The sequence below is a fragment of the Streptomyces acidiscabies genome (assembly GCF_020010905.1).
In the GTDB taxonomy this organism is placed as follows: Bacteria; Actinomycetota; Actinomycetes; order Streptomycetales; family Streptomycetaceae; genus Streptomyces; species Streptomyces acidiscabies.
Genome location: NZ_JAGJBY010000001.1, coordinates 3,211,378 through 3,231,056, shown reverse-complemented (window position 1 = coordinate 3,231,056; position 19,679 = coordinate 3,211,378). Strand labels below are relative to the sequence as shown.

The following is a 19,679-nucleotide window of genomic DNA, read 5'->3' as shown; positions in this document are numbered from 1 at the left end:
ACTGTTACGCGTCCGATGTGAGCCCGCACATAGGACCCATATCACCTACGAAGGTGAATAGGAGATAAACAGGGACTGCCTGAACGGGAACGATTGGGCGGTGTGGGGTGATTTGCCCACCCCGACTCCACTAAGCGGCATCGTAGGTCACACCTTTGCCCAGCCATTTTGCTGCCGCTAAGAATGGCTCCCGTCGCTCAGCCCCGCGTCCCCCGACGGACATTCCGAGCGACCTCCCCGCTAATCGAAGAGGTCACCCGCCATGCCCAAGAACACGCACAAGATCGCGATAGCCGGCGCCGCCATCCTCGGTGCCGCCGCCCTCGCCTTCGCCGTCGTGCCGGCCGACGCGCAGACCACCACGAGCGAGGCCGCCCTCCCCGCGAACGTCGCCTACCGCACGGACGCCAAGACGGGCGTGACGGACCAGTTCTCCTCGACCGGCTCGAAGATCGAGGCCATCGCCGCGCAGAAGAAGGCGCTGGCCGACGCGGTCGCCAAGGCCGCCGCGGCCAAGAAAGCCGCCGCCGAGAAGGCCGCAGCCGCGAAGAAGGCCGCCGCCGACCGCGCCGCGAAGACCGCCGCGAGCCGCTCCACGCAGCGTGCCGAGGTCAAGCAGATCGCCGTCAAGACGTACTCGGACAACCTCGACGGCTGGATCCGCAACGCGCTCGACATCATGGAGAACAAGGGCATCCCGGGCTCCTACAACGGCCTGTACCGCAACATCATCCGGGAGTCCTCCGGCAACCCCTGGGCGATCAACAACTGGGACAGCAACGCCGCGATGGGCATCCCGTCCAAGGGCCTGCTCCAGGTGATCCAGCCGACGTTCACCGCGTACCACGTCTCCGGTACCTCGAAGAACATCTACGACCCGGTCGCCAACATCACCGCCGCCGCCAACTACGCGGCGCACCGGTACGGCTCGATCGACAACGTCAACAGCGCGTACTGAGCACCCCGCACACGACGACGAGGGCGCCCCCTGCACACAGGGGGCGCCCTCGTCGTCGTACTCAGGAGCTACTTGCGCATGACCTCCGGCTCGTGCCGGCGCAGGAAGCGGGCGACGAAGAAGCCGCAGATCACGCCGAGCGCGATGAGGGCGGCCATGTCCATGGTCCAGGCGCCGACCGTGTGCTCCCACAGCGGGTCGGTGCCCTCGCCCTCCTTGGGCGGGCTGATCCGGTTGAAGTCGAGGGTCGCGCCGGCGGCGGCGACGGCCCAGCGGGACGGCATCAGGTACGAGAACTCGTTGACGCCGATCGAGCCGTTCAGCGTGAAGAGGCAGCCGGTGAAGACGACCTGGATGATCGCGAACATCACGAGCAGCGGCATCGTCTTCTCGGCGGTCTTCACCAGCGAGGAGATCACCAGGCCGAACATCATCGAGGTGAACCCGAGCGCCATGATCGGCACGGACAGCTCGACCAGCGTCGCGCTGCCGAGGACCAGGCCCTTCGCGGGGATCTCGCGGCTGGCGAAGCCGATCACGCCGACCAGCAGGCCCTGGAAGACGGTGATCATGCCGAGCACGAACACCTTCGACATCAGGTACGCCGAGCGGGACAGGCCCGTCGCGCGCTCCCGCTCGTAGATGACCCGCTCCTTGATCAGCTCGCGGACCGAGTTCGCCGCGCCCGCGAAGCAGGCGCCGACCGCGAGGATGAGCAGGACGGTGGTCGCGGTGCCGTTGGGAACGATGCGTCCGCTCTGCGCGTTGACCCCATTGGGAAGGAGGCCCTTGTCGGCGTCGATCAGCAGGCTGACCGCGCCGAGCACCGCGGGAAGGATCACCATGAGAGCGAGGAAGCCCTTGTCGGACATGATGACCGAGGAATAGCGGCGCACCAGCGTGCCGAACTGACTCAGCCACCCCTGTGGCTTCGGCGGTTTCATCGCCTGCATGACCGGGACCTGTACGGCCTGCGGGGCGACGGCGTCGAGGTCCGCGGCGTACATCTGGTAGTGCTGCGAGCCCTTCCAGCGGCCCGCCCAGTCGTAGTCGCGGTAGTTCTCGAAGGCGGAGAAGACGTCGGCCCAGGTGTCGTAGCCGAAGAAGTTGAGCGCTTCCTCGGGCGGCCCGAAGTAGGCGACCGAGCCGCCGGGGGCCATCACGAGCAGCTTGTCGCAGATCGCGAGTTCGGCCACCGAGTGGGTGACGACCAGGACCGTACGGCCGTCGTCGGCGAGGCCGCGCAGGAGCTGCATGACGTCGCGGTCCATGCCCGGGTCGAGGCCGGAGGTCGGCTCGTCCAGGAAGATCAGCGACGGCTTCGTGAGCAGCTCCAGGGCGACGGAGACGCGCTTGCGCTGGCCGCCGGAGAGAGAAGTGACCTTCTTCTCCTTGTGGATGTCCAGCTTCAGCTCGCGCAGCACCTCGCCGATGCGGGACTCGCGCTCGGCGGTCGTGGTGTCGGCCGGGAAGCGGAGCTTGGCCGCGTACTTGAGGGCCTTCTTGACCGTCAGTTCCTTGTGCAGGATGTCGTCCTGCGGGACCAGGCCGATGCGCTGGCGCAGCTCGGCGAACTGCTTGTACAGGTTTCGGTTGTCGTACAGCACCTCGCCCTCGTTGGCCGGGCGGTAGCCGGTCAGCGCCTTGAGCAGCGTCGACTTGCCGGAGCCCGACGGTCCGATGACCGCGATCAGCGACTTCTCCGGGACGCCGAAGGAGACGTCCTTCAGGATCTGCTTGCCGCCGTCGACCGTGACCGTCAGGTGCCGCGCGGAGAACGAGACCTCGCCGGTGTCGACGAACTCTTCGAGGCGGTCGCCGACGATCCGGAACGTCGAGTGGCCGACGCCGACGATGTCCGCCGGGCCGAGCAGCGCCGTGCCGCCCTTGGGTATCGGCTGGCCGTTGACGTACGTGCCGTTGTGCGAGCCGAGGTCGCGGATCTCCATGCGGCCGTCGGGCGTCGAGTGGAACTCGGCGTGGTTGCGGGAGACCTGGAGGTCGGAGACGACCAGTTCGTTCTCCAGGGCGCGGCCGATGCGCATGACGTGGCCGAGCGCGAGCTGGTGGAACGTGGTCGGGCTGCGGTCGCCGTAGACCGGCGGCGCCCCCGCGCCGACGCCGGGGCCCTGCTGCGGGATGTGCGCGGCGGGCTGCTGGTTCCAGCCGGCGGCCTGGGCGGCGTACGGCTGCTGGTGCTGTTGCTGGTGCTGCTGGTGTGCTTGGTGTGTCACCGGCACCTGCGCCGCCGACAGGTTCAGGCGGGGGCCGTCCGTCGCGTTGCCGAGGTTGACGACGCTTCCCGGGCCCAGTTCGATGCGCTGGATCCGCTGGCCCTGCGTGTACATGCCGTTCGTGCTGCCGTGGTCCTCGATGACCCAGCCCCGGCCGTCGAAACTGACCGTGGCGTGCCGCCAGGAGACCCTGGCGTCGTCGAACACGACGTCCCCCTGAGGGTCGCGTCCGAGCGTGTAGGCCCTGGACGGATCGAGCGTCCAGGTACGTCCGTTTACTTCTAGTACGAGTTCAGGCACTCCATGCCCCACTGAGTTGTCCCCCGATATGCCCCTCATCCAGAGGGAGTCTAGGGATGTCGAACATCGGGGGGAACTATTTCAGTAGCGGCCCCCTGACCGAAAGTCGGGCCTTGCCAAGGGTGGTCGGAGGTTGTTCGGGAGTTGTTCGCGGCTTGTGAAGGCGGCGTCCACGCGGCTTCGTCGGCGCCGTTGACGGGGTGGAAACCCACCCCGAGAGTGGTAAACGCACGCGAGGGGGACAGACGCGGCGGATCGGGGGGTCTGCATGGGTGCGGGGACGAGTGCCGGGAGCGTAGGACGAACGCCGTACGGGCGGGGTACGCCGTGGGGAGACGTCCTGTTGACCGCGGTCGCCGCGGTGAGCTGGGCGTTGATCGGGATGGCGGGGGTCGCGGCGCTCGGGCTGCATCTCCTCCAGGCCGATTCCGCCGCGTCGCTCGGGCCGATGACGGCGGCCGTGGTGGCGCTCGGGGCGGGTGGGTCGGTGTCGCCCTCGGGGGACCTGTCCGCGTTCGGGATGACGGGGGCGGAGGCGGCCGGCGCCATCGAAATCGCGCCACTCGGGGTGGGGCTGGTCGGGGCGCTCCTGCTGTCCTGGTTCTTCCTGCGGTCCTTGCGTACGGCGGGAGTTGTCGTCCCGCTTTCCGAACTCCTCGTCCGGGCGGGGGCGGTGGCCGCGTTGTTCGTCGCGATGCTCGGGGGGCTCGCGTGGGCCGGACACGATGTGATCACGATCGACGGGGGGTCGCTCGGCGGGGGGTCGCTGAAGTTGCCCGGGGTCGGGGATCTCGGGGGGCTGCTGCCGGATCGGGTCGGGGATCTCGTCGAGGCGAAGGCGGCGGTCGGGTTCACCGTCGATACGGGGGCGACGCTGCTGGGTGGCTTCGCCTGGTGCGCCGGGGTTCTGGTGCTGGCGCTGCTCGCCTCCCGTCGTACGCCCCTTCCTCTGAGCTGGGGGTTCGTCCATCGCGTCGTGCGGCCCGCCGTGTCCGCCGTCGTGTCCGTGCTGCTTGTCGCCGTCGCGGCGGGGTGGGCTGCGGCCGTGTTCGCGTCCCTCCGTGACGACCATCCGGGCCGGATCTACGGCGCTGCGCTGCTCGGGGCGCCCAACGGGGTGTGGGTCGGGGTCGACGTCGGGTTGTTCGTGCCGCATGACGGGCGGGCCGGGGGGATCCTCACGTACGTCCTGCCGGACCCGCTGGACCGGCTCCTCGCGTCCGGGGGGCGGCAGTCCGTCACCCTGCCGCGGCTCGCCGAACTCGACGGGCGGGTGTGGTTGTTGGGGGTGGCGGCGGTGTTGATGATGCTGCTGGCGGGGGTGTTCGCGGCTGTCCGGACGCCCGTGGGGGGCGGGGGGTGGCGGTTCGTCGGGGGGTGTGCCGTGCGGTTGGGGGTCGTTACGGGGGTGGCGTTGGCGTTGCTCGCTCGGGTGACGGTGGTTTCCGTGGACGCGGGGTTGTCCGTGCTGGGGTTCGATGCGGTGGGGGCGGGGTTGATGTTGCGGGGGGACGTGGTGGTGGCGGGGCTGGCCGGGGTGGGGTGGGGGTTGGTGGCCGGGGCTGCGGGGGCGGGGTTGGCGTGGGTGAGCGGGGCTGCGGGGAAGGGGGTTTCCCGGTTGGCGGTGGGGGGTGGTGGAGGGGGCGGGGGCGGCGGGCCTTATGCGCCTCGGCCGTCGTATCGGGCGCCCAATGCTGAGACGAATCCGTATTTGCGGAAGCCGGAGGGGTGAGGGGGTGGTTCGGGTGCGGGTTGGTGGGTGGCTGGGGTAGGGGCGTTGGAGCTTGCCCGCGCTTGCGGGGTGCCGCTGCGCCCACCCGTGCCGCCCCTAGCGGCACGACTGCCCGCAGCTACGCGGGGCAAGTGGAGCGGGTGCGGGACGGCGGGTGGTGCGGTGCGGCTGGCCGCAGCTGCGGCAGGGGGTGAGGCGGGTGCAGGACGGCGAGTGGTCCGGCACGACTGCCCGCAGCTAGGGCAGGGGTGGGGCGGGTACGGGGCGGCAGGTGGTCCGGCACACGGCTGCCCACAGCTGCGCGGGCTGGGTGGGGCAGGTGCGGGCCGGTGGGGGTGCTGCGCGGGGCGCGGGTTTGTGGTGGCGCCGGGCAGCGCGGCTGACCTCAGCGCTACGCAGGCGCAGGAAAACGAGCGCGGGCCGGTGGGCGCCGCAGCGCGGCTGGACGCGGCTACGCAGGCGCAAGAAGGCAAGTGCGGGCAAGTGGGGTGCGGCGCGGCTGGCCTCAGCTGCGCGAGCTGAGTGAGGCACGTGCGGGTGAGTGGGGGTGCTGCGCTGCTGGGTGCGGCTGTGGGGCGCTGTCGGACGCGCCGCGCGAGCTGAGGGAAGCGGGGTGCGGGTCTGTGGTGGCGCCGGGCGGCGCGGCTGGCCTCGGCTGCGCAGGCGCAGGTGCGGGCAGGTGGGGTGCGGCTGGCCGCAGCTACGCAAGCTGGGTGAGGCACGTGGGGGTGCTGTGCTGCTGGGTGCGGCTGTGGGGCGCTGTCGGACGCGCTGTGCGGGTTGGGGGAAGCGGGGTGTGGGTCTGTGGTGGTGCCGTGTGGGGTGGCTGGCCTCGGCTGCGCAGGTGTGAGAAAGCGGGCGCGGGTTGGTAGGTGTGCGGTGCCCGTAGGAACAGGGAGGCGGGTGCGGGGTGGTGGGGTGGGCAGCCGCCGTAGCACGTCCGTCATCCTCTCGTCGTTCAGTGTTTTCCGTCCGACTGTCGGACCTGGGCGGCGCGGGGGGAGAGAGGGCGGTTACCGTGTAGGGACCATGAGCGATACGCAGACTCAGGCCCTGGCCTCGGACGTTCCCACTCTTCTCGTCAAGATCTTCGGCAAGGACAGGCCCGGTATCACGGCCGGGTTGTTCGACACGCTGGCCGCTTACGGCGTTGACGTGGTTGATATCGAGCAGGTGGTGACCCGGGGGCGGATGGTGCTGTGTGCGCTGGTCACCGAGCCGCCTCGGGGGCTGGAGGGGGAGCTGCGGTCGACCGTGCACAGCTGGGCCGAGTCGATGAAGATGCAGGCGGAGATCATCTCCGGTCTCGGTGACAACCGGCCTCGTGGGCTCGGGCGTTCGCTCGTGACCGTGCTCGGGCATCCGCTGACCGCCGAGGCGACGGCCGCTGTCGCCGCGCGGATCACCAAGGCCGGCGGCAACATCGACCGTATCTTCCGGCTCGCCAAGTACCCCGTGACGGCGGTGGAGTTCGCGGTCTCCGGCGTCGAGACGGAACCGCTGCGGACCGCGCTCGTCACGGACGCGGCGGCGCTCGGCGTCGACATCGCGGTCGTCGCGGCGGGGCTGCACCGGCGGGCCCAGCGGCTGATCGTCATGGACGTCGACTCGACGCTCATCCAGGACGAGGTGATCGAGCTCTTCGCGGCGCACGCCGGGTGTGAGGAGCAGGTCGCGGAGGTCACGGCCGCTGCGATGCGGGGTGAGCTGGACTTCGAGCAGTCGCTGCACGCGCGCGTGGAGCTGCTCGCGGGGCTCGACGCGTCGGTGGTGGAGAAGGTCCGTGAGGAGGTCCGGCTCACGCCGGGTGCCCGGACTCTCATCCGTACGCTGAAGCGGCTCGGGTATCAGGTCGGGGTCGTGTCCGGCGGGTTCACGCAGGTCACCGACGACCTCAAGGAGCGGCTCGGGCTCGACTTCGCGCAGGCCAACACGCTGGAGATCGCCGACGGGAAGCTGACCGGGCGGGTCACCGGCGAGATCGTCGACCGGGCCGGCAAGGCGCGGCTGCTGCGGAGGTTCGCGGCGGAGGCGGGCGTACCGCTCGCGCAGACCGTCGCCATCGGGGACGGCGCGAACGACCTCGACATGCTCAACACGGCGGGTCTCGGCGTCGCGTTCAACGCGAAGCCGGTCGTCCGGGAGGCCGCGCACACGGCCGTCAACGTGCCGTTCCTCGACACCGTGCTGTACCTGCTGGGCGTCACCCGGGAAGAGGTCGAGGCGGCGGACACGCACGACGAGGACTGAGCCGCTCAAGAGCCCGGCGCCGCTGCGGGCGGGCCGGGCTCCCGGGGTCCGGCCCGGTCAGGCGCTCGGCGCCCAGAAGTCGACCAGCTTGCCGACCCCGTGCTCGACGCTCTTCCAGGAGCCCTCGAAGGTCAGCGCCGCGAAGGCCGAGGTCGGGAAGCCGGTGCGGTTCATCTTCGCGAGGAGGTCGCCCTCCGCCCCGCCCGCGAGCGCGTCCGCGAGGGCGTGCACGCCCGGGTTGTGGCCGATCAGGATCAGGCTGCGTACGTCGTCCGGCGTCTCGTTCAGCACCGCGATCAGTTCGCCCAGGGACGCCTCGTAGACCCGCTCCTCGTATACCGTCTTCGGGCGTTCCGGGAGTTCGCCGACCGCGAGCTTCCACGTCTCCCGCGTGCGGACCGCCGTCGAGCACAGAGCCAGGTCGAAGCTGAATCCCGCGTCCGTCAGTCTGCGGCCCGCGACGGGGGCGTCCTTCCGGCCACGCTCCGCCAGGGGTCGCTCGTGGTCGTCTCCGTCGTTCCAGTCGGCTTTCGCGTGTCGCAGGAGGACGATCTTGCGGGGTTCTTCAACGCTCATACGTCCCAGCTTCGCATGAAACAGGCCACCGGGCTCGGGGAGTTGACCGGGTTCGGGGGGTGTTCGAGCGGGTCGCCTAGCTCGTCATCAGCTGCTGGAGGCGTTCCAGCAGTTGCGTCACCGTCGGGTGCGTGGCCGCCGCCTGGGTGTCCGACGGGTTCAGGACCATGCCCAGCAGGACGAGGAACGCGAGGATCGGGAGGGCCAGCGCCCACCAGGGGATACGGATGTCCGCGCCGCCCGTGGTCGCCGGGTGGGGGCGGGTGTGGGAACGGGCCGGCATGGTTCCTCCGCAGCGCTTCGAGTGGTCCGCGGCCGTCTCCCACGGCCACATCTCGAAGGTACGCAAGTCGCAAGGGCCGGCCCATCCGGACTTCCACCCACTTCACCCTGACCCTCACCCCCTAGGGGACGGGGGGTTAACCCCACCCCCGGTGTCCCCGGGGGTGGGTGGGTCAGGGCGAGGCGATCGTGGCGATGACGGCGATCACGATGAAGATGGCGAAGAACGAGCCGAAGACGATGAGCATCTTCCGCTGGCCGTTCTGCGGATTCGGGTCGAGCAGAGGCATACGACCAGTTTCGCACTCGGTACGAGGGGAGTGGGGGCCGGGGTGACTCAGGCGGCCAGTTCCTCCTCCACCGTGCGCTTGCGGCCCGCCAGGACGCCCACCGCGGTCTGGGGGACCAGGAGGAGGGCCATGAGGGTCAGGGGGACGTGCCAGTCGCCGGTGGACTGGTAGAGGACGCCGATCAGGAGGGGGCCGGGGATGGAGATCAGGTAGCCGACGCTCTGGGCGAACGCCGAGAGCCGGGCCACGCCCGCCCCCGTCCGGGCCCGCATGCCGACCATCGTGAGGGCGAGCGGGAAGGCGCAGTTGGAGACCCCGAGGAGCAGGGCCCAGAGCCAGGCGCCGGCGGCGGGAGCGGCGTACAGACCCGTGTACCCCGCGAGACCGCAGACGCCGAGCGCGACGACGATCGGCCCCTGGTGCGGCAGCCGCGTGGCCAGCCGGGGGATGACGAAGGCCAGGGGCACGCCCAGCACCATGGTGACGGCGAGGAGCAGCCCCGCGGTGCCCGCCGACACCCCGGCGTCCCGGAAGATCTGCGGCAGCCAGCCCATCGTCACGTACGCGCCGGTGGCCTGGAGCCCGAAGAAGACGGCGAGCGCCCAGGCGGTACGGCTGCGGGTGATCCGCAGGGGCTCGGCCTCACGTGAACGCGCAGGCGCGACGGCCCCCGCATCCGCACCAGCCCGTCGTACCCCCCGCCCGAACAGCACCCACGGCACCACCGCCACCCCCGCGAGCCCCGCCCACACCACGAGCCCGACCCGCCAGCCCTCCCCCATCGCGCCCGTCAGCGGGACCGTGATCGCCGCCGCCGTGGCCGTGCCGAGGGCCAGGGCCATCGAGTACACGCCCGTCATGGGGCCCACCCGGTCCGGGAAGTGCTGTTTGACGATGACCGGCATCAGGACGTTGCCGACGGCTATGCCCATGAGGGCGAGGGCGGTGGCGGCGAGGAAGCCGGGGACGCCGCCGGCGTAGGGGCGCAGGAGGAGGCCCGCCGTGAGGGCGATCAGGCCCGCGCCGACGATCCGGGTGGCGCCGAAGCGGTTCGCGAGGCGCGGGGCCGTGATGCCGAAGACGGCGAAGCAGAGGGGCGGTACGGACGTGAGGAGGCCGGCGACGCCGCCGCTCATGCCCATGCCGTCGCGGACCTCTTCGAGGAGCGCGCCGAGGCTGGTGATGGCGGGGCGGAGGTTGACGGCGGTGAGGACGATCGCGAGGACGAGGAGCCGTTTCGTCCAGGCGGGCGGGCTCGGTGTGGCCGGTGCCGTGTGCGCTGGGGGTGCCGGGACCGTCGTCCGCCGTGCCGTCTTGCTCACCATGCACCCATCATAGAATCATAGGATGATTCCCTGTCCAGCTCCGGACACCTCGTCCACCCCGCCCCTCCCGTGCGAAGGTGTCCCATGGCCCTGACCCACCCCCGCCGCTCCGCCCTTTCCGAACAGGTCATCGCGGCCCTGCGCCAGCAGATCACCTCCGGTGAGTGGCCCGTCGGCTCCCGCATCCCCACCGAGCCCGAGCTGGTCGAGCAGCTGGGCGTGGCCCGCAACACCGTCCGCGAGGCGGTCCGCGCGCTCGCCCACAACGGCCTGCTCGACATCCGGCAGGGCTCGGGGACGTACGTCGTCGCGACGAGCGAACTCGCCGGTGTCATGCAGCGCCGCTTCGCCGGTGCCGACCCCCGGCACATCGCCGAGCTGCGCGCGGCCCTGGAGTCCAGCGCGGCGCGGCTGGCCGCGGAGCGCCGTACGGACAAGGACCTGCGTCAGCTGGACGCGCTGCTGGCGCGGCGGGAGGAGGCGTGGGCGTCCGGGGAGCGGGAGGCGTTCGTGGCGGCGGACGCGACGCTGCACCTGGCGGTGGTGGCGGCGTCCCACAACGACGCGATGACCGCGCTGTACGCCGATCTGGGCGAGGTGCTGCGGGACTTCCTGCGCGACGAGGTGGGGTCGGAGCTGTCGCCGGGGTCGTACGTGGAGCACGCGCGGCTGATCGAGGCGATCCGGGCGGGGGACGCGCAGGGGGCGGCGGTGGAGGCCGCGGGGCACGCGTTCGGGTGCAGGTTCGGGACGGTCAGACTCGCTGGTGGCTGACCCACACCGCCCGGATCTCCTTCCAGCACCGGCCGGTCAGCCGTACGGTCCTGGCGGGGCCCGCGTCGGCGGGCGGCGTGTCCGTATCGATGTCCCACCAGCGCGCGCACTCGATGTGCAGGCGGACGCGGTCCGTGTCGGGGTAGGGGTTGTGGCACCAGGCGACGACCTGGGAGCCCGTCACTCCGGTACGGCACTCGGCGCCGAACAGCTGCACGCGCGCGGGAGGTGACGGTCTCTCCGGCGGCACCCGCGTGTGGGGCAGCGCTTCGTACGGCAGGCACAGCAGCAGGGCGACGGCGGCTATCGCAGGGGTGACGCTGCGGGACAGGCGCACAAGGGAACCTCCTGGGAGAGACGTACTCCTACAGGCGTACTCCCAGCCTGTGCCGCGACCACCTCAGGGCGCCCGGTCTGGAGGGCCGAACGGGTGAGGGCCCGTACCCGGGAGACGGCTCCCGGAAACGGACCCTCGGTGAGAACGAGACGCAGCGTCACGCGCCGATCGCGTGCAGACCGCCGTCCACGTGGATGATCTCGCCCGTCGTCTTCGGGAACCAGTCGCTCAGCAGGGCGACGATGCCCTTGCCGGCCGGCTCCGGGTCCTTGAGGTCCCACTCCAGCGGGGAGCGGTGGTCCCAGACGGCGGCCAGGTCGCTGAAGCCGGGGATCGACTTCGCGGCCATGGAGGCGAGCGGGCCGGCGGAGATGAGGTTGCAGCGGATGTTCTGCTTGCCGAGGTCGCGGGCGACGTAACGGCTGGTGGCTTCGAGCGCGGCCTTGGCCGGGCCCATCCAGTCGTACTGCGGCCAGGCGTACTGCGCGTCGAAGGTGAGGCCGACGACGGAGCCGCCGCTCTGCATCAGCGGCAGGCAGGCCATGGTGAGCGACTTCAGGGAGTACGCCGAGACGTGCATGGCCGTGGCCACGGACTCGAACGGCGTGTTGAGGAAGTTGCCGCCGAGCGCGTCCTGCGGCGCGAAGCCGATGGAGTGGACGACGCCGTCGAGGCCGCCGAGCTCCTGTCCGACGATGTCGGCCAGCCGGCCCATGTGCTCGTCGTTGGTGACGTCCAGCTCGATGACCTTGGTGGGCTTCGGCAGCTTCTTGGCGATGCGCTCGGTGAGCGTCGGCCGGGGGAACGCCGTGAGGATGATCTCGGCGCCCTGCTCCTGGGCCAGCTTGGCGGCGTGGAAGGCGATGGAGGACTCCATCAGCACGCCGGTGATCAGGACGCGCTTGCCGTCGAGGATTCCGCTCATGGTGATCAGTGACCCATTCCCAGTCCGCCGTCAACGGGGATGACGGCTCCAGTGATGTACGAGGCTTCGTCGGAGGCGAGGAACCGCACCGCGGCGGCGATCTCCTCCGGCTGCGCGTACCGGCCGAGCGGCACCTGGGACACGATGGCGGCGCGCTGCTCGTCGGTGAGGACCTTGGTCATGTCGGTGTCGACGAAACCGGGGGCCACGACGTTGAAGGTGAGGTTGCGGGAGCCCAGCTCGCGGGCGAGGGAGCGGGCGAAGCCGATGAGGCCGGCCTTGGAGGCGGCGTAGTTGGCCTGGCCGGGGCCGCCGTACAGGCCGACGACCGAGGAGATCAGGACGACGCGGCCCTTCTTGGCGCGCAGCATGCCGCGGTTGGCGCGCTTGACGACCCGGAAGGTGCCGGTGAGGTTCGTGTCGATGACCGACGTGAAATCGTCCTCGGACATGCGCATCAGGAGCTGGTCCTTGGTGACGCCGGCGTTGGCGACGAGCACCTCGACGTTGCCGTGCCGCTCCTCGATCTCCTTGTACGCCTGCTCGACCTGCTCGGGGTCGGTGATGTCGCACTTGACCGCCAGGCAGCCCAGTTTGGTGAGGGCCTCCGGAGGCTCACCCGTGCGGTACGTGATCGCGACCTTGTCGCCGGCGTCGGCGAATGCGCGGGCGATGGCGAGGCCGATGCCCCGGTTGCCTCCGGTGACGAGAACCGAGCGGCTCAACGGATCACCCTTTCGATAGAGGTCTGACACACCCGCCCGGCCCAGCGAGCGACAGGCGGCTTCCCCGAAAACCTATCCGCCCGCTCCCTTTCACGGACATTCGGGCACCGACAGTGGGTCATGAACCTGGCTGTGGGGTTCCTACAGTCGGCGCCGGGGGCCGGATTTCGGGGGAACGCGCGTGGTGGGACATGATTCACTGCCTGCGACGGTCCTCACAGGCGAGCACCCCGAAGGGATTCCACTCGTGCCCCATGAGATCGATCCATCGTTCCTCGCTCTCCCCCTACGCCCCCTCGCGGACGCCGCGCTCGCGCGTGCGCGCGCGTTGGGTGCCGAGCACGCGGACTTCCGGTTCGAGCGGGTGCGCAGTGCGGCGTGGCGGCTGCGGGACGGGCGGCCGGCCGGGTCGTCGGACTCCACGGATCTGGGGTACGCGGTCCGGGTCGTGCACGGGGGGACCTGGGGGTTCGCCTCGGGGGTGGATCTGAGCATGGACGCCGCCGCGAAGGTGGCCTCGCAGGCCGTCGCCATGGCCAAGCTGTCCGCGCAGGTCATCCGGGCCGCCGGGTCCGACGAGCGGGTGGAGCTGGCGGCCGAGCCGGTGCACGCCGAGAAGACGTGGGTGTCGGCGTACGACATCGACCCGTTCTCCGTGCCGGACGAGGAGAAGACCGGGCTGCTCGGGGAGTGGAGCGGGCGGCTGCTCGCGGCGGACGGCGTCGACCATGTGGACGCCTCGCTGCTGACCGTCCACGAGAACAAGTTCTACGCCGACACGGCGGGGACGGTGACGACGCAGCAGCGCGTACGACTGCACCCGCAGCTCACGGCCGTCTCCGTCGACGAGTCCAGCGGCGAGTTCGACTCGATGCGCACGCTCGCGCCGCCGGCCGGCCGGGGCTGGGAGTACCTCACCGGCACCGGCTGGGACTGGGACACCGAACTCGCCGAGCTGCCGTCGCTGCTCGCGGAGAAGATGCGCGCGCCGAGCGTCGAGGCGGGCCTGTACGACCTCGTCGTCGACCCCTCCAACCTGTGGCTGACGATCCACGAGTCCATCGGCCACGCCACGGAACTCGACCGCGCGCTCGGCTACGAGGCCGCGTACGCCGGGACCTCCTTCGCGACCTTCGACCAGCTCGGCAAGCTCAGGTACGGCTCCGAGCTGATGAACGTCACCGGCGACCGCACGGCCGAGCACGGGCTCGCGACGATCGGGTACGACGACGAGGGCGTCGCGGGCCAGTCCTGGGACCTGGTGCGGAAGGGCACGCTCGTCGGGTACCAACTCGACCGGCGGATCGCGAAGTTGACGGGGCTCGGGCGCTCCAACGGGTGCGCGTACGCCGACTCGCCGGGCCATGTCCCGGTCCAGCGCATGGCGAACGTGTCGCTGGCGCCCGACCCGGCGGGCATGTCCACGGAGGACCTCATCGGGGGCGTCGAGCGCGGCATCTACGTCGTCGGCGACCGCTCCTGGTCCATCGACATGCAGCGCTACAACTTCCAGTTCACCGGCCAGCGCTTCTTCCGCATCGAGAACGGCCGCCTGGCCGGCCAGCTGCGGGATGTCGCGTACCAGGCGACGACCACGGACTTCTGGGGGTCGATGACGGCGGTCGGGGGTCCCCAGACGTACGTCCTGGGCGGCGCCTTCAACTGCGGCAAGGCCCAGCCGGGGCAGGTCGCGGCGGTGTCGCACGGCTGTCCGTCCGCCCTCTTCAAGGGCGTCAACATTCTCAACACGACGCAGGAGGCCGGGCGATGAGTGCCGCCGTCAGCAAGCCGCACGAGATCGTCGAGCGGGCCCTGGAGCTGTCCCGTGCGGACGGGTGTGTCGTCATCGCGGACGAGCAGTCGTCGGCGAACCTGCGCTGGGCGGGCAACGCGCTGACCACGAACGGCGTCACGCGCGGGCGCACGCTGACCGTGATCGCGACCGTGGACGGCAAGGAGGGCACCGCGTCCGGCGTGGTGACCCGGGCCGCCGTCACGAGCGACGAGCTGGAGTCCCTCGTCCGGGCCGCCGAGGACGCCGCGCGCGCCGCCGGTCCCGCCGAGGACGCGCAGCCGCTGGTGTCGGGGACGCCCGCCTCGCCGGAGTTCGTGGAGGCGCCCGCCGAGACGTCGTCCGCCGTGTTCGCGGACTTCGCGCCCGCGCTGGGCGAGGCGTTCGCCCGCGCGCGGGAGGGCGGGCGCGAGCTGTACGGCTTCGCCCACCACGAGCTGGTCTCGACGTACCTCGGCACCTCGACGGGGCTGCGGCTGCGGCACGACCAGCCGAACGGCACGCTGGAGCTGAACGCCAAGTCGCCCGACCGTACGCGCTCCGCGTGGGCCGGCCGCTCAACGCGGGACTTCAAGGACGTCGACCCGGCGGCGCTGGACGCCGAGCTGGCCGTACGGCTGGGCTGGGCCGAGCGGCGTATCGAGCTGCCCGCCGGGCGGTACGAGACGCTGCTGCCGCCGACCGCCGTCGCCGACCTGCTGATCTACCAGATGTGGTCGCAGTCGGGGCGGGACGCGACCGAGGGGCGGACGGTGTTCTCGAAGCCGGGCGGCGGTACGCGGCTCGGTGAGCGGCTCACGGAGCTGCCGCTGTCGCTGCGCAGCGACCCGCACGAGCCGGGGCTCGAATCCGCGCCGTTCGTCATCGCGCACTCCTCCGGCGGCGACACGTCCGTCTTCGACAACGGGCTGCCCGTGCGGGCCACCGAGTGGATCGGGAACGGCGAGCTGAAGAACCTGGTCACCTCCCGGCACAGCGCCGCGCTGACGGGGCTGCCGGTCGCTCCCGGCGGGGACAACCTCATCCTGGACGGCGGCGGCTCGCAGTCCCTGGACGAGATGGTCGCGGCGACCGGGCGCGGGCTGCTGCTGACGTGCCTGTGGTACATCCGCGAGGTCGACCCGGCGACGCTGCTGCTCACCGGGCTCACCCGGGACGGGGTGTACCTCGTCGAGGACGGCGAGGTCGTCGGGGAGGTCAACAACTTCCGGTTCAACGAGTCGCCGGTGGACCTGCTCGGGCGGGCGGTCGAGGCGGGGCGTACGGAGAAGACGTTGCCGCGGGAGTGGAGCGACTGGTTCACGCGGGCGGCGATGCCGGCGCTGCGGGTGCCGGATTTCAATATGAGCTCTGTCAGCCAGGGCGTATAACCTCGTACCTGATTACCGGTACATCGCGAGGAGACAAGAGAACCGTGACGGACATCGTCGACGAGCTGAAGTGGCGCGGGCTGGTCGCCCTCTCCACTGACGAGGACGCATTGCGCAAGGCGTTCGCGGACGGTCCTGTCACGTTCTATTGCGGCTTCGACCCGACCGCGCCCAGCCTGCACCTCGGCAACCTCGTGCAGATCCTGACGATGCGGCGGATCCAGCAGGCCGGCAACCGTCCGCTCGGCCTGGTCGGCGGGGCGACGGGCCTGATCGGCGACCCGAAGCCGACAGCGGAGCGCACGCTCAACGCGCCCGAGGTCGTGGCCGGCTGGGTGGAGCGGCTGCGCGGGCAGATCGAGCGGTTCCTCGACTTCGAGGGACCGAACGCCGCGCTGATGGTCAACAACCTGGACTGGACCCAGGGCATGTCGGCCATCGAGTTCCTGCGGGACATCGGCAAGTACTTCCGGGTCAACAAGATGATCGCCAAGGAGGCCGTCTCCCGGCGGCTCAACTCCGACGCGGGCATCAGCTACACGGAGTTCAGCTACCAGATCCTCCAGGGCATGGACTTCCTGGAGCTGTACCGCCGCTACGGCTGCACGCTGCAGACCGGTGGCAGCGACCAGTGGGGCAACCTCACGTCGGGCACGGACCTGATCCACCGGGTCGAGCCGCAGGCCGAGGTGCACGCACTGGGGACGCCGCTGATCACGAAGGCGGACGGCACGAAGTTCGGCAAGACCGAGTCGGGGACGGTCTGGCTCGACGCGGAGATGACGACGCCGTACGCGTTCTACCAGTTCTGGCTGAACGCGGACGACCGGGACGTCTCCAAGTTCCTGCGCATCTTCAGCTTCCGCTCCCGCGAGGAGATCGAGGAGTTGGAGCGGCAGACCGAGGAGCGTCCGCAGGCGCGTGCCGCTCAGCGGGCGCTCGCCGAGGAACTGACCACGCTGGTGCACGGCGCGGACCAGATGGAGGCCGTGGTCGCCGCGTCCAAGGCGCTGTTCGGGCAGGGCGAGCTGGCGGACCTCGACGAGAAGACGCTCGCCGCGTCGCTCTCCGAGCTGCCGCACGTCCGGGTCGCCGAACTGGGGCTCGTCGTCGACCTGTTCGCCGAGGTCGGTCTCGTGGCCAGCAAGTCCGCCGCACGCCGGACCGTCAAGGAGGGCGGCGCCTACGTGAACAACGTGAAGGTCGCCTCCGAGGACGCCGTACCGGCGAAGGAGGACCTGTTGCACGGGCGGTGGCTGGTGCTGCGGCGCGGGAAGAAGAACCTCGCGGCGGTGGAGTTCACCGGCTGAGCCGACGTACGACGAAGAAGTGGTCCCCGGATTCCGGGGACCACTTCTCTCATGTCAGGTTCTCTGCTTGTTCCTGCCCAGCGTCGCCGAGTACGCCATGTCGCCCAGGAAGACGATCACCACCGCCGCGATCAGCTGGAACGCGTGGCGGCCCCAGTCGATGCCCCGGGTCGCGTCGATGCCGACCGCGCGGGCGAGGGCGTTGCCGGCGATCGCGCCGAGGATGCCGAAGATGGTGGTCAGCCAGAGAGGGCTGTGCTGCTTGCCCGGGATGATCGCCTTCGCGAGCAGGCCCAGCACGAACCCCACGATGATCGCCCACAACCAGCCCATGGCTGCCTCCTTGTACGGATCGACGTGAGCATTGGACCCAGTGTCGGTCCGGTCTCCGTACGCCGCATGTCGAGACCGGCGTACCCGGGTCGGCGCAGAAGGATCGCCCGGCCCGGAGATGCCCCGGTCTCGAAGGCTGCGCAGGTGCGGCGTAACGTGGAGGACGCCCGGGGCCGGTTCCGTGCCCGGGGGGAGTCGTAGGCGGGCGGACGGTGGAATGTGATGCGGAAGCAGGGTGCCGAGGGGAACGGCCAGGTGTTCCGGATCACCGGGGCGCGGCAGGGCTTGCAGGACGACGTGAGGAAACGGCAGCGGCGGTACATCATCTCGATGTCCGTGCGGACGGTGTCGGTGGTGCTCGCGGCGCTGTTGTGGAACGTGGAGCGGCATGTCGCGATGGTCGCGCTGGCCCTCGGGATCCTGCTGCCGTACATCGCGGTCGTGATCGCGAACGCGGGGCGGGAGAACGCGCCGGGGCTGCCGTCGACGTTCGTGCCCTCGCCGGGGCGGGCGCGGCTGGCGGGACCGCCCGTTGCGGAGCGCTCACCGGAATCGCCGGCGCCGTCCTCGGCGGCTGACGCGGGGCCGGGCGCTACCGGTCGGTAGCAGTGAACGCACTGTCCGTCCGCTGTGGACAAGGCTCAAGAAAAGCTCAGATCAATCATGTTGTTCCAGTCCCGTGCGAGCGCATCGCCGTGACATACTTCCTACGCGCTCCGCATCCCCCGTCGGAGCGACGGACCGACGCCGGGCAGCTCCCCCCGTGGCTGCTCGGCGTCGCCTTTGTGTACGGGTATGCGGGACTGCGCTGTGACTGACGAAACCCCCATCTGCTCGGCCAAGGGCTGCCGCGACGCCGCTGTGTGGGTGCTGGCCTGGAACAACCCGAAGATCCATACGCCGGAGCGGCGCAAGACGTGGCTGGCGTGCGAGGAGCACCGCGAGCATCTGTCGCAGTTCCTGGGGGTGCGGGGGTTCCTGAAGGACGTCGTCAAATTCGAGGACTGGGAAGCTCCCGAAGGGTCCTGACCGGCCCCCGTATCAGCCTCCGATCGCCGACATCGGCCGCTGCGGCTGCACGAACGACGGGTCGTCCAGCCCCGCGCCCGCCTTCTTGCCGTACATCGCGACGCTCCAGATCTTCGCCAGTTCCTCGTCGGACGCGCCCTCGCGCAGGGCCGTACGGAGGTCCGTCTCCTCGCGGGCGAACAGGCACGTGCGGATCTGGCCGTCGGCGGTGAGGCGGGTGCGGTCGCAGGCGGCGCAGAAGGGGCGGGTGACCGAGGCGATGACGCCGACCTTGTAGGGGCCGCCGTCCACCAGCCAGCGTTCCGCCGGGGCCGAGCCGCGTTCGTCCTGAGTCTCGGGGGCGAGGTCGAAGCGGGTGCGCAGGGACGTGAGGATGTCGCCGGCGGCGACCATGCCATCGCGGGTCCAGCCGTGCTGGGCGTCCAGCGGCATCTGCTCGATGAAGCGGAGTTCGTAGGCGTGCTCGATCGCCCAGGCGAGGAGGTCGGGGGCCTCGTCCTCGTTGAAGCCCGGCATCAGGACGGCGTTGACCTTGACGGGGGTGAGGCCCGCCTCGCTCGCGGCGGTCAGGCCGTCCAGGACGTCCCGGTGGCGGTCGCGGCGGGTGAGGGTCTTGAAGACGTCGGGGCGGAGGGTGTCCAGCGAGACGTTGACCCGGTCGAGGCCGGCCTCCTTGAGGGCGGCGGCGGTGCGGCGCAGGCCGATGCCGTTGGTCGTGAGGGACATCTGGGGGCGCGGGGCGAGGGCGGCGACGCGTTCGACGATGCCGACGAGGCCGGGGCGCAGGAGGGGTTCGCCGCCGGTGAAGCGGACCTCCTCGATGCCGAGGAGGCGCACGGCGATGTCGACCAGGCGGACGATCTCGTCGTCCGTGAGGAGGTCGGGCTTGGCCAGCCATTGCAGGCCCTCTTCGGGCATGCAGTACGTGCACCGCAGGTTGCAGCGGTCCGTCAGGGAGACCCTGAGGTCGGTGGCCTTGCGGCCGTAGGTGTCGATGAGCATCCGGGTCCCCTCCCCCGCCGTATGGATCGGAATTGCCTTTCCGTTACTTGCGAGCCTACGTGACAGCACTGACAACGATCGAATGGTCCCCGGACGTGCGAAGGGCCGCGCCGCCGGAGGGGGTGCGGCACGGCC

The 19,679-nt window shown here is 70.7% G+C and carries 19 protein-coding genes; 9 read left to right on the top strand and 10 right to left on the bottom strand.

The annotated features are described in order from the left end of the window. Nucleotides 1-262: 262 nt before the first annotated feature. A complete protein-coding gene (locus J8M50_RS15015; protein WP_010355639.1) occupies nt 263-958 on the top strand; it encodes a transglycosylase SLT domain-containing protein in 696 nt (231 codons plus the stop codon). A 68-nt stretch (nt 959-1,026) separates the two neighbouring features. On the opposite strand, the gene J8M50_RS15010 is transcribed toward J8M50_RS15015, so the two are convergent. Then, complete coding sequence (locus J8M50_RS15010; protein ID WP_029184124.1) at nt 1,027-3,492, bottom strand: ABC transporter ATP-binding protein/permease; 2,466 nt, start codon at nt 3,490-3,492, stop codon at nt 1,027-1,029. A gap of 268 nt (nt 3,493-3,760) precedes the next feature. On the opposite strand from J8M50_RS15010, the gene J8M50_RS15005 reads away from it, so the two are divergent. Both J8M50_RS15005 and serB read left to right on the top strand, forming a co-directional pair. Next, nucleotides 3,761-5,224, top strand: coding sequence for a streptophobe family protein (locus J8M50_RS15005; RefSeq protein ID WP_319169081.1), 1,464 nt, complete (start codon nt 3,761-3,763; stop codon nt 5,222-5,224). 1,029 nt (nt 5,225-6,253) lie between these two features. Then, nucleotides 6,254-7,474 carry a phosphoserine phosphatase SerB gene (gene serB / locus J8M50_RS15000; RefSeq protein ID WP_010355637.1) on the top strand — a complete coding sequence of 407 codons (1,221 nt, stop codon included), beginning with the start codon at nt 6,254-6,256 and terminating at the stop codon, nt 7,472-7,474. Between the two features lie 57 nt (nt 7,475-7,531). Here the strand turns inward: serB and J8M50_RS14995 are convergent, their stop codons facing one another. The 4 genes from J8M50_RS14995 to J8M50_RS14985 all read right to left on the bottom strand — a co-directional run bounded on the left by J8M50_RS14995 (nt 7,532) and on the right by J8M50_RS14985 (nt 9,947). Further along, the gene (locus J8M50_RS14995) at nt 7,532-8,050 is read right to left on the bottom strand and encodes a SixA phosphatase family protein (RefSeq protein ID WP_010355636.1); all 519 of its coding nucleotides are present in this window, start codon (nt 8,048-8,050) and stop codon (nt 7,532-7,534) included. Between the two features lie 76 nt (nt 8,051-8,126). Further along, on the bottom strand, nt 8,127-8,333 hold the full coding sequence (locus J8M50_RS14990) for a hypothetical protein (RefSeq protein ID WP_029184123.1): 207 nt from the start codon (nt 8,331-8,333) through the stop codon (nt 8,127-8,129). Between the two features lie 172 nt (nt 8,334-8,505). Beyond that, nucleotides 8,506-8,622 carry an SGM_5486 family transporter-associated protein gene (locus J8M50_RS49095; RefSeq protein WP_010355634.1) on the bottom strand — a complete coding sequence of 39 codons (117 nt, stop codon included), beginning with the start codon at nt 8,620-8,622 and terminating at the stop codon, nt 8,506-8,508. Between the two features lie 47 nt (nt 8,623-8,669). Beyond that, complete coding sequence (locus J8M50_RS14985) at nt 8,670-9,947, bottom strand: CynX/NimT family MFS transporter (protein ID WP_010355633.1); 1,278 nt, start codon at nt 9,945-9,947, stop codon at nt 8,670-8,672. Nucleotides 9,948-10,031: 84 nt separating this feature from the next. Between J8M50_RS14985 and J8M50_RS14980 the strand changes: the two genes are divergently transcribed. Beyond that, nucleotides 10,032-10,721 (top strand): FadR/GntR family transcriptional regulator, encoded by a 690-nt coding sequence (locus J8M50_RS14980; protein ID WP_010355632.1) that lies wholly within the window; start codon nt 10,032-10,034, stop codon nt 10,719-10,721. On the opposite strand, the gene J8M50_RS14975 is transcribed toward J8M50_RS14980, so the two are convergent. The 3 genes from J8M50_RS14975 to fabG form a co-directional block, all read right to left on the bottom strand. Further along, nucleotides 10,702-11,058, bottom strand: a complete 357-nt coding sequence (locus tag J8M50_RS14975; protein ID WP_010355631.1) for a hypothetical protein — start codon at nt 11,056-11,058, stop codon at nt 10,702-10,704. The genes J8M50_RS14980 and J8M50_RS14975 overlap by 20 nt on opposite strands. Before the next feature lie 157 nt (nt 11,059-11,215). Further along, on the bottom strand, nt 11,216-11,983 hold the full coding sequence (gene fabI / locus J8M50_RS14970) for an enoyl-ACP reductase FabI (protein ID WP_010355630.1): 768 nt from the start codon (nt 11,981-11,983) through the stop codon (nt 11,216-11,218). A 5-nt stretch (nt 11,984-11,988) separates the two neighbouring features. Continuing rightward, nucleotides 11,989-12,708 (bottom strand): 3-oxoacyl-[acyl-carrier-protein] reductase, encoded by a 720-nt coding sequence (gene fabG / locus J8M50_RS14965; RefSeq protein WP_010355629.1) that lies wholly within the window; start codon nt 12,706-12,708, stop codon nt 11,989-11,991. A 247-nt stretch (nt 12,709-12,955) separates the two neighbouring features. Between fabG and J8M50_RS14960 the strand changes: the two genes are divergently transcribed. From J8M50_RS14960 to tyrS, 3 genes are read left to right on the top strand one after another with little or no spacing between them, the layout of a single operon-like run. Beyond that, on the top strand, nt 12,956-14,479 hold the full coding sequence (locus J8M50_RS14960; protein WP_010355628.1) for a TldD/PmbA family protein: 1,524 nt from the start codon (nt 12,956-12,958) through the stop codon (nt 14,477-14,479). Continuing rightward, on the top strand, nt 14,476-15,870 hold the full coding sequence (locus J8M50_RS14955; protein WP_010355627.1) for a metallopeptidase TldD-related protein: 1,395 nt from the start codon (nt 14,476-14,478) through the stop codon (nt 15,868-15,870). The genes J8M50_RS14960 and J8M50_RS14955 overlap by 4 nt, the downstream gene beginning before the upstream one ends. Nucleotides 15,871-15,914: 44 nt before the next feature. Beyond that, nucleotides 15,915-17,180, top strand: coding sequence for a tyrosine--tRNA ligase (gene tyrS, locus J8M50_RS14950; protein WP_010355626.1), 1,266 nt, complete (start codon nt 15,915-15,917; stop codon nt 17,178-17,180). 54 nt (nt 17,181-17,234) lie between these two features. Here tyrS and J8M50_RS14945 read toward each other — a convergent pair whose 3' ends face one another. Then, on the bottom strand, nt 17,235-17,513 hold the full coding sequence (locus J8M50_RS14945) for a GlsB/YeaQ/YmgE family stress response membrane protein (RefSeq protein ID WP_010355624.1): 279 nt from the start codon (nt 17,511-17,513) through the stop codon (nt 17,235-17,237). Nucleotides 17,514-17,735: 222 nt separating this feature from the next. Here J8M50_RS14945 and J8M50_RS14940 point away from each other — a divergent pair, with 222 nt between their 5' ends. Both J8M50_RS14940 and J8M50_RS14935 read left to right on the top strand, forming a co-directional pair. After that, on the top strand, nt 17,736-18,119 hold the full coding sequence (locus tag J8M50_RS14940; protein ID WP_010355622.1) for a DUF3099 domain-containing protein: 384 nt from the start codon (nt 17,736-17,738) through the stop codon (nt 18,117-18,119). Nucleotides 18,120-18,323: 204 nt separating this feature from the next. After that, the gene (locus J8M50_RS14935; RefSeq protein WP_010355621.1) at nt 18,324-18,542 is read left to right on the top strand and encodes a hypothetical protein; all 219 of its coding nucleotides are present in this window, start codon (nt 18,324-18,326) and stop codon (nt 18,540-18,542) included. A gap of 12 nt (nt 18,543-18,554) precedes the next feature. Here J8M50_RS14935 and moaA read toward each other — a convergent pair whose 3' ends face one another. Then, on the bottom strand, nt 18,555-19,544 hold the full coding sequence (gene moaA, locus J8M50_RS14930; protein ID WP_010355620.1) for a GTP 3',8-cyclase MoaA: 990 nt from the start codon (nt 19,542-19,544) through the stop codon (nt 18,555-18,557). Nucleotides 19,545-19,679 lie beyond the last annotated feature (135 nt).

What these genes read in the sequence shown, in the direction of transcription:
- J8M50_RS15015 (WP_010355639.1), top strand. Translation starts at nt 263, where the DNA reads ATGCCCAAGAACACGCACAAGATCGCGATAGCCGGCGCCGCCATCCTC.
- J8M50_RS15005 (WP_319169081.1), top strand. Translation starts at nt 3,761, where the DNA reads ATGGGTGCGGGGACGAGTGCCGGGAGCGTAGGACGAACGCCGTACGGG.
- serB (WP_010355637.1), top strand. Translation starts at nt 6,254, where the DNA reads ATGAGCGATACGCAGACTCAGGCCCTGGCCTCGGACGTTCCCACTCTT.
- J8M50_RS14995 (WP_010355636.1), bottom strand. Translation starts at nt 8,050, where the DNA reads ATGAGCGTTGAAGAACCCCGCAAGATCGTCCTCCTGCGACACGCGAAA.
- J8M50_RS14990 (WP_029184123.1), bottom strand. Translation starts at nt 8,333, where the DNA reads ATGCCGGCCCGTTCCCACACCCGCCCCCACCCGGCGACCACGGGCGGC.
- J8M50_RS49095 (WP_010355634.1), bottom strand. Translation starts at nt 8,622, where the DNA reads ATGCCTCTGCTCGACCCGAATCCGCAGAACGGCCAGCGGAAGATGCTC.
- J8M50_RS14985 (WP_010355633.1), bottom strand. Translation starts at nt 9,947, where the DNA reads ATGGTGAGCAAGACGGCACGGCGGACGACGGTCCCGGCACCCCCAGCG.
- J8M50_RS14980 (WP_010355632.1), top strand. Translation starts at nt 10,032, where the DNA reads ATGGCCCTGACCCACCCCCGCCGCTCCGCCCTTTCCGAACAGGTCATC.
- fabI (WP_010355630.1), bottom strand. Translation starts at nt 11,983, where the DNA reads ATGAGCGGAATCCTCGACGGCAAGCGCGTCCTGATCACCGGCGTGCTG.
- J8M50_RS14955 (WP_010355627.1), top strand. Translation starts at nt 14,476, where the DNA reads ATGAGTGCCGCCGTCAGCAAGCCGCACGAGATCGTCGAGCGGGCCCTG.
- J8M50_RS14945 (WP_010355624.1), bottom strand. Translation starts at nt 17,513, where the DNA reads ATGGGCTGGTTGTGGGCGATCATCGTGGGGTTCGTGCTGGGCCTGCTC.
- J8M50_RS14940 (WP_010355622.1), top strand. Translation starts at nt 17,736, where the DNA reads ATGCGGAAGCAGGGTGCCGAGGGGAACGGCCAGGTGTTCCGGATCACC.
- moaA (WP_010355620.1), bottom strand. Translation starts at nt 19,544, where the DNA reads ATGCTCATCGACACCTACGGCCGCAAGGCCACCGACCTCAGGGTCTCC.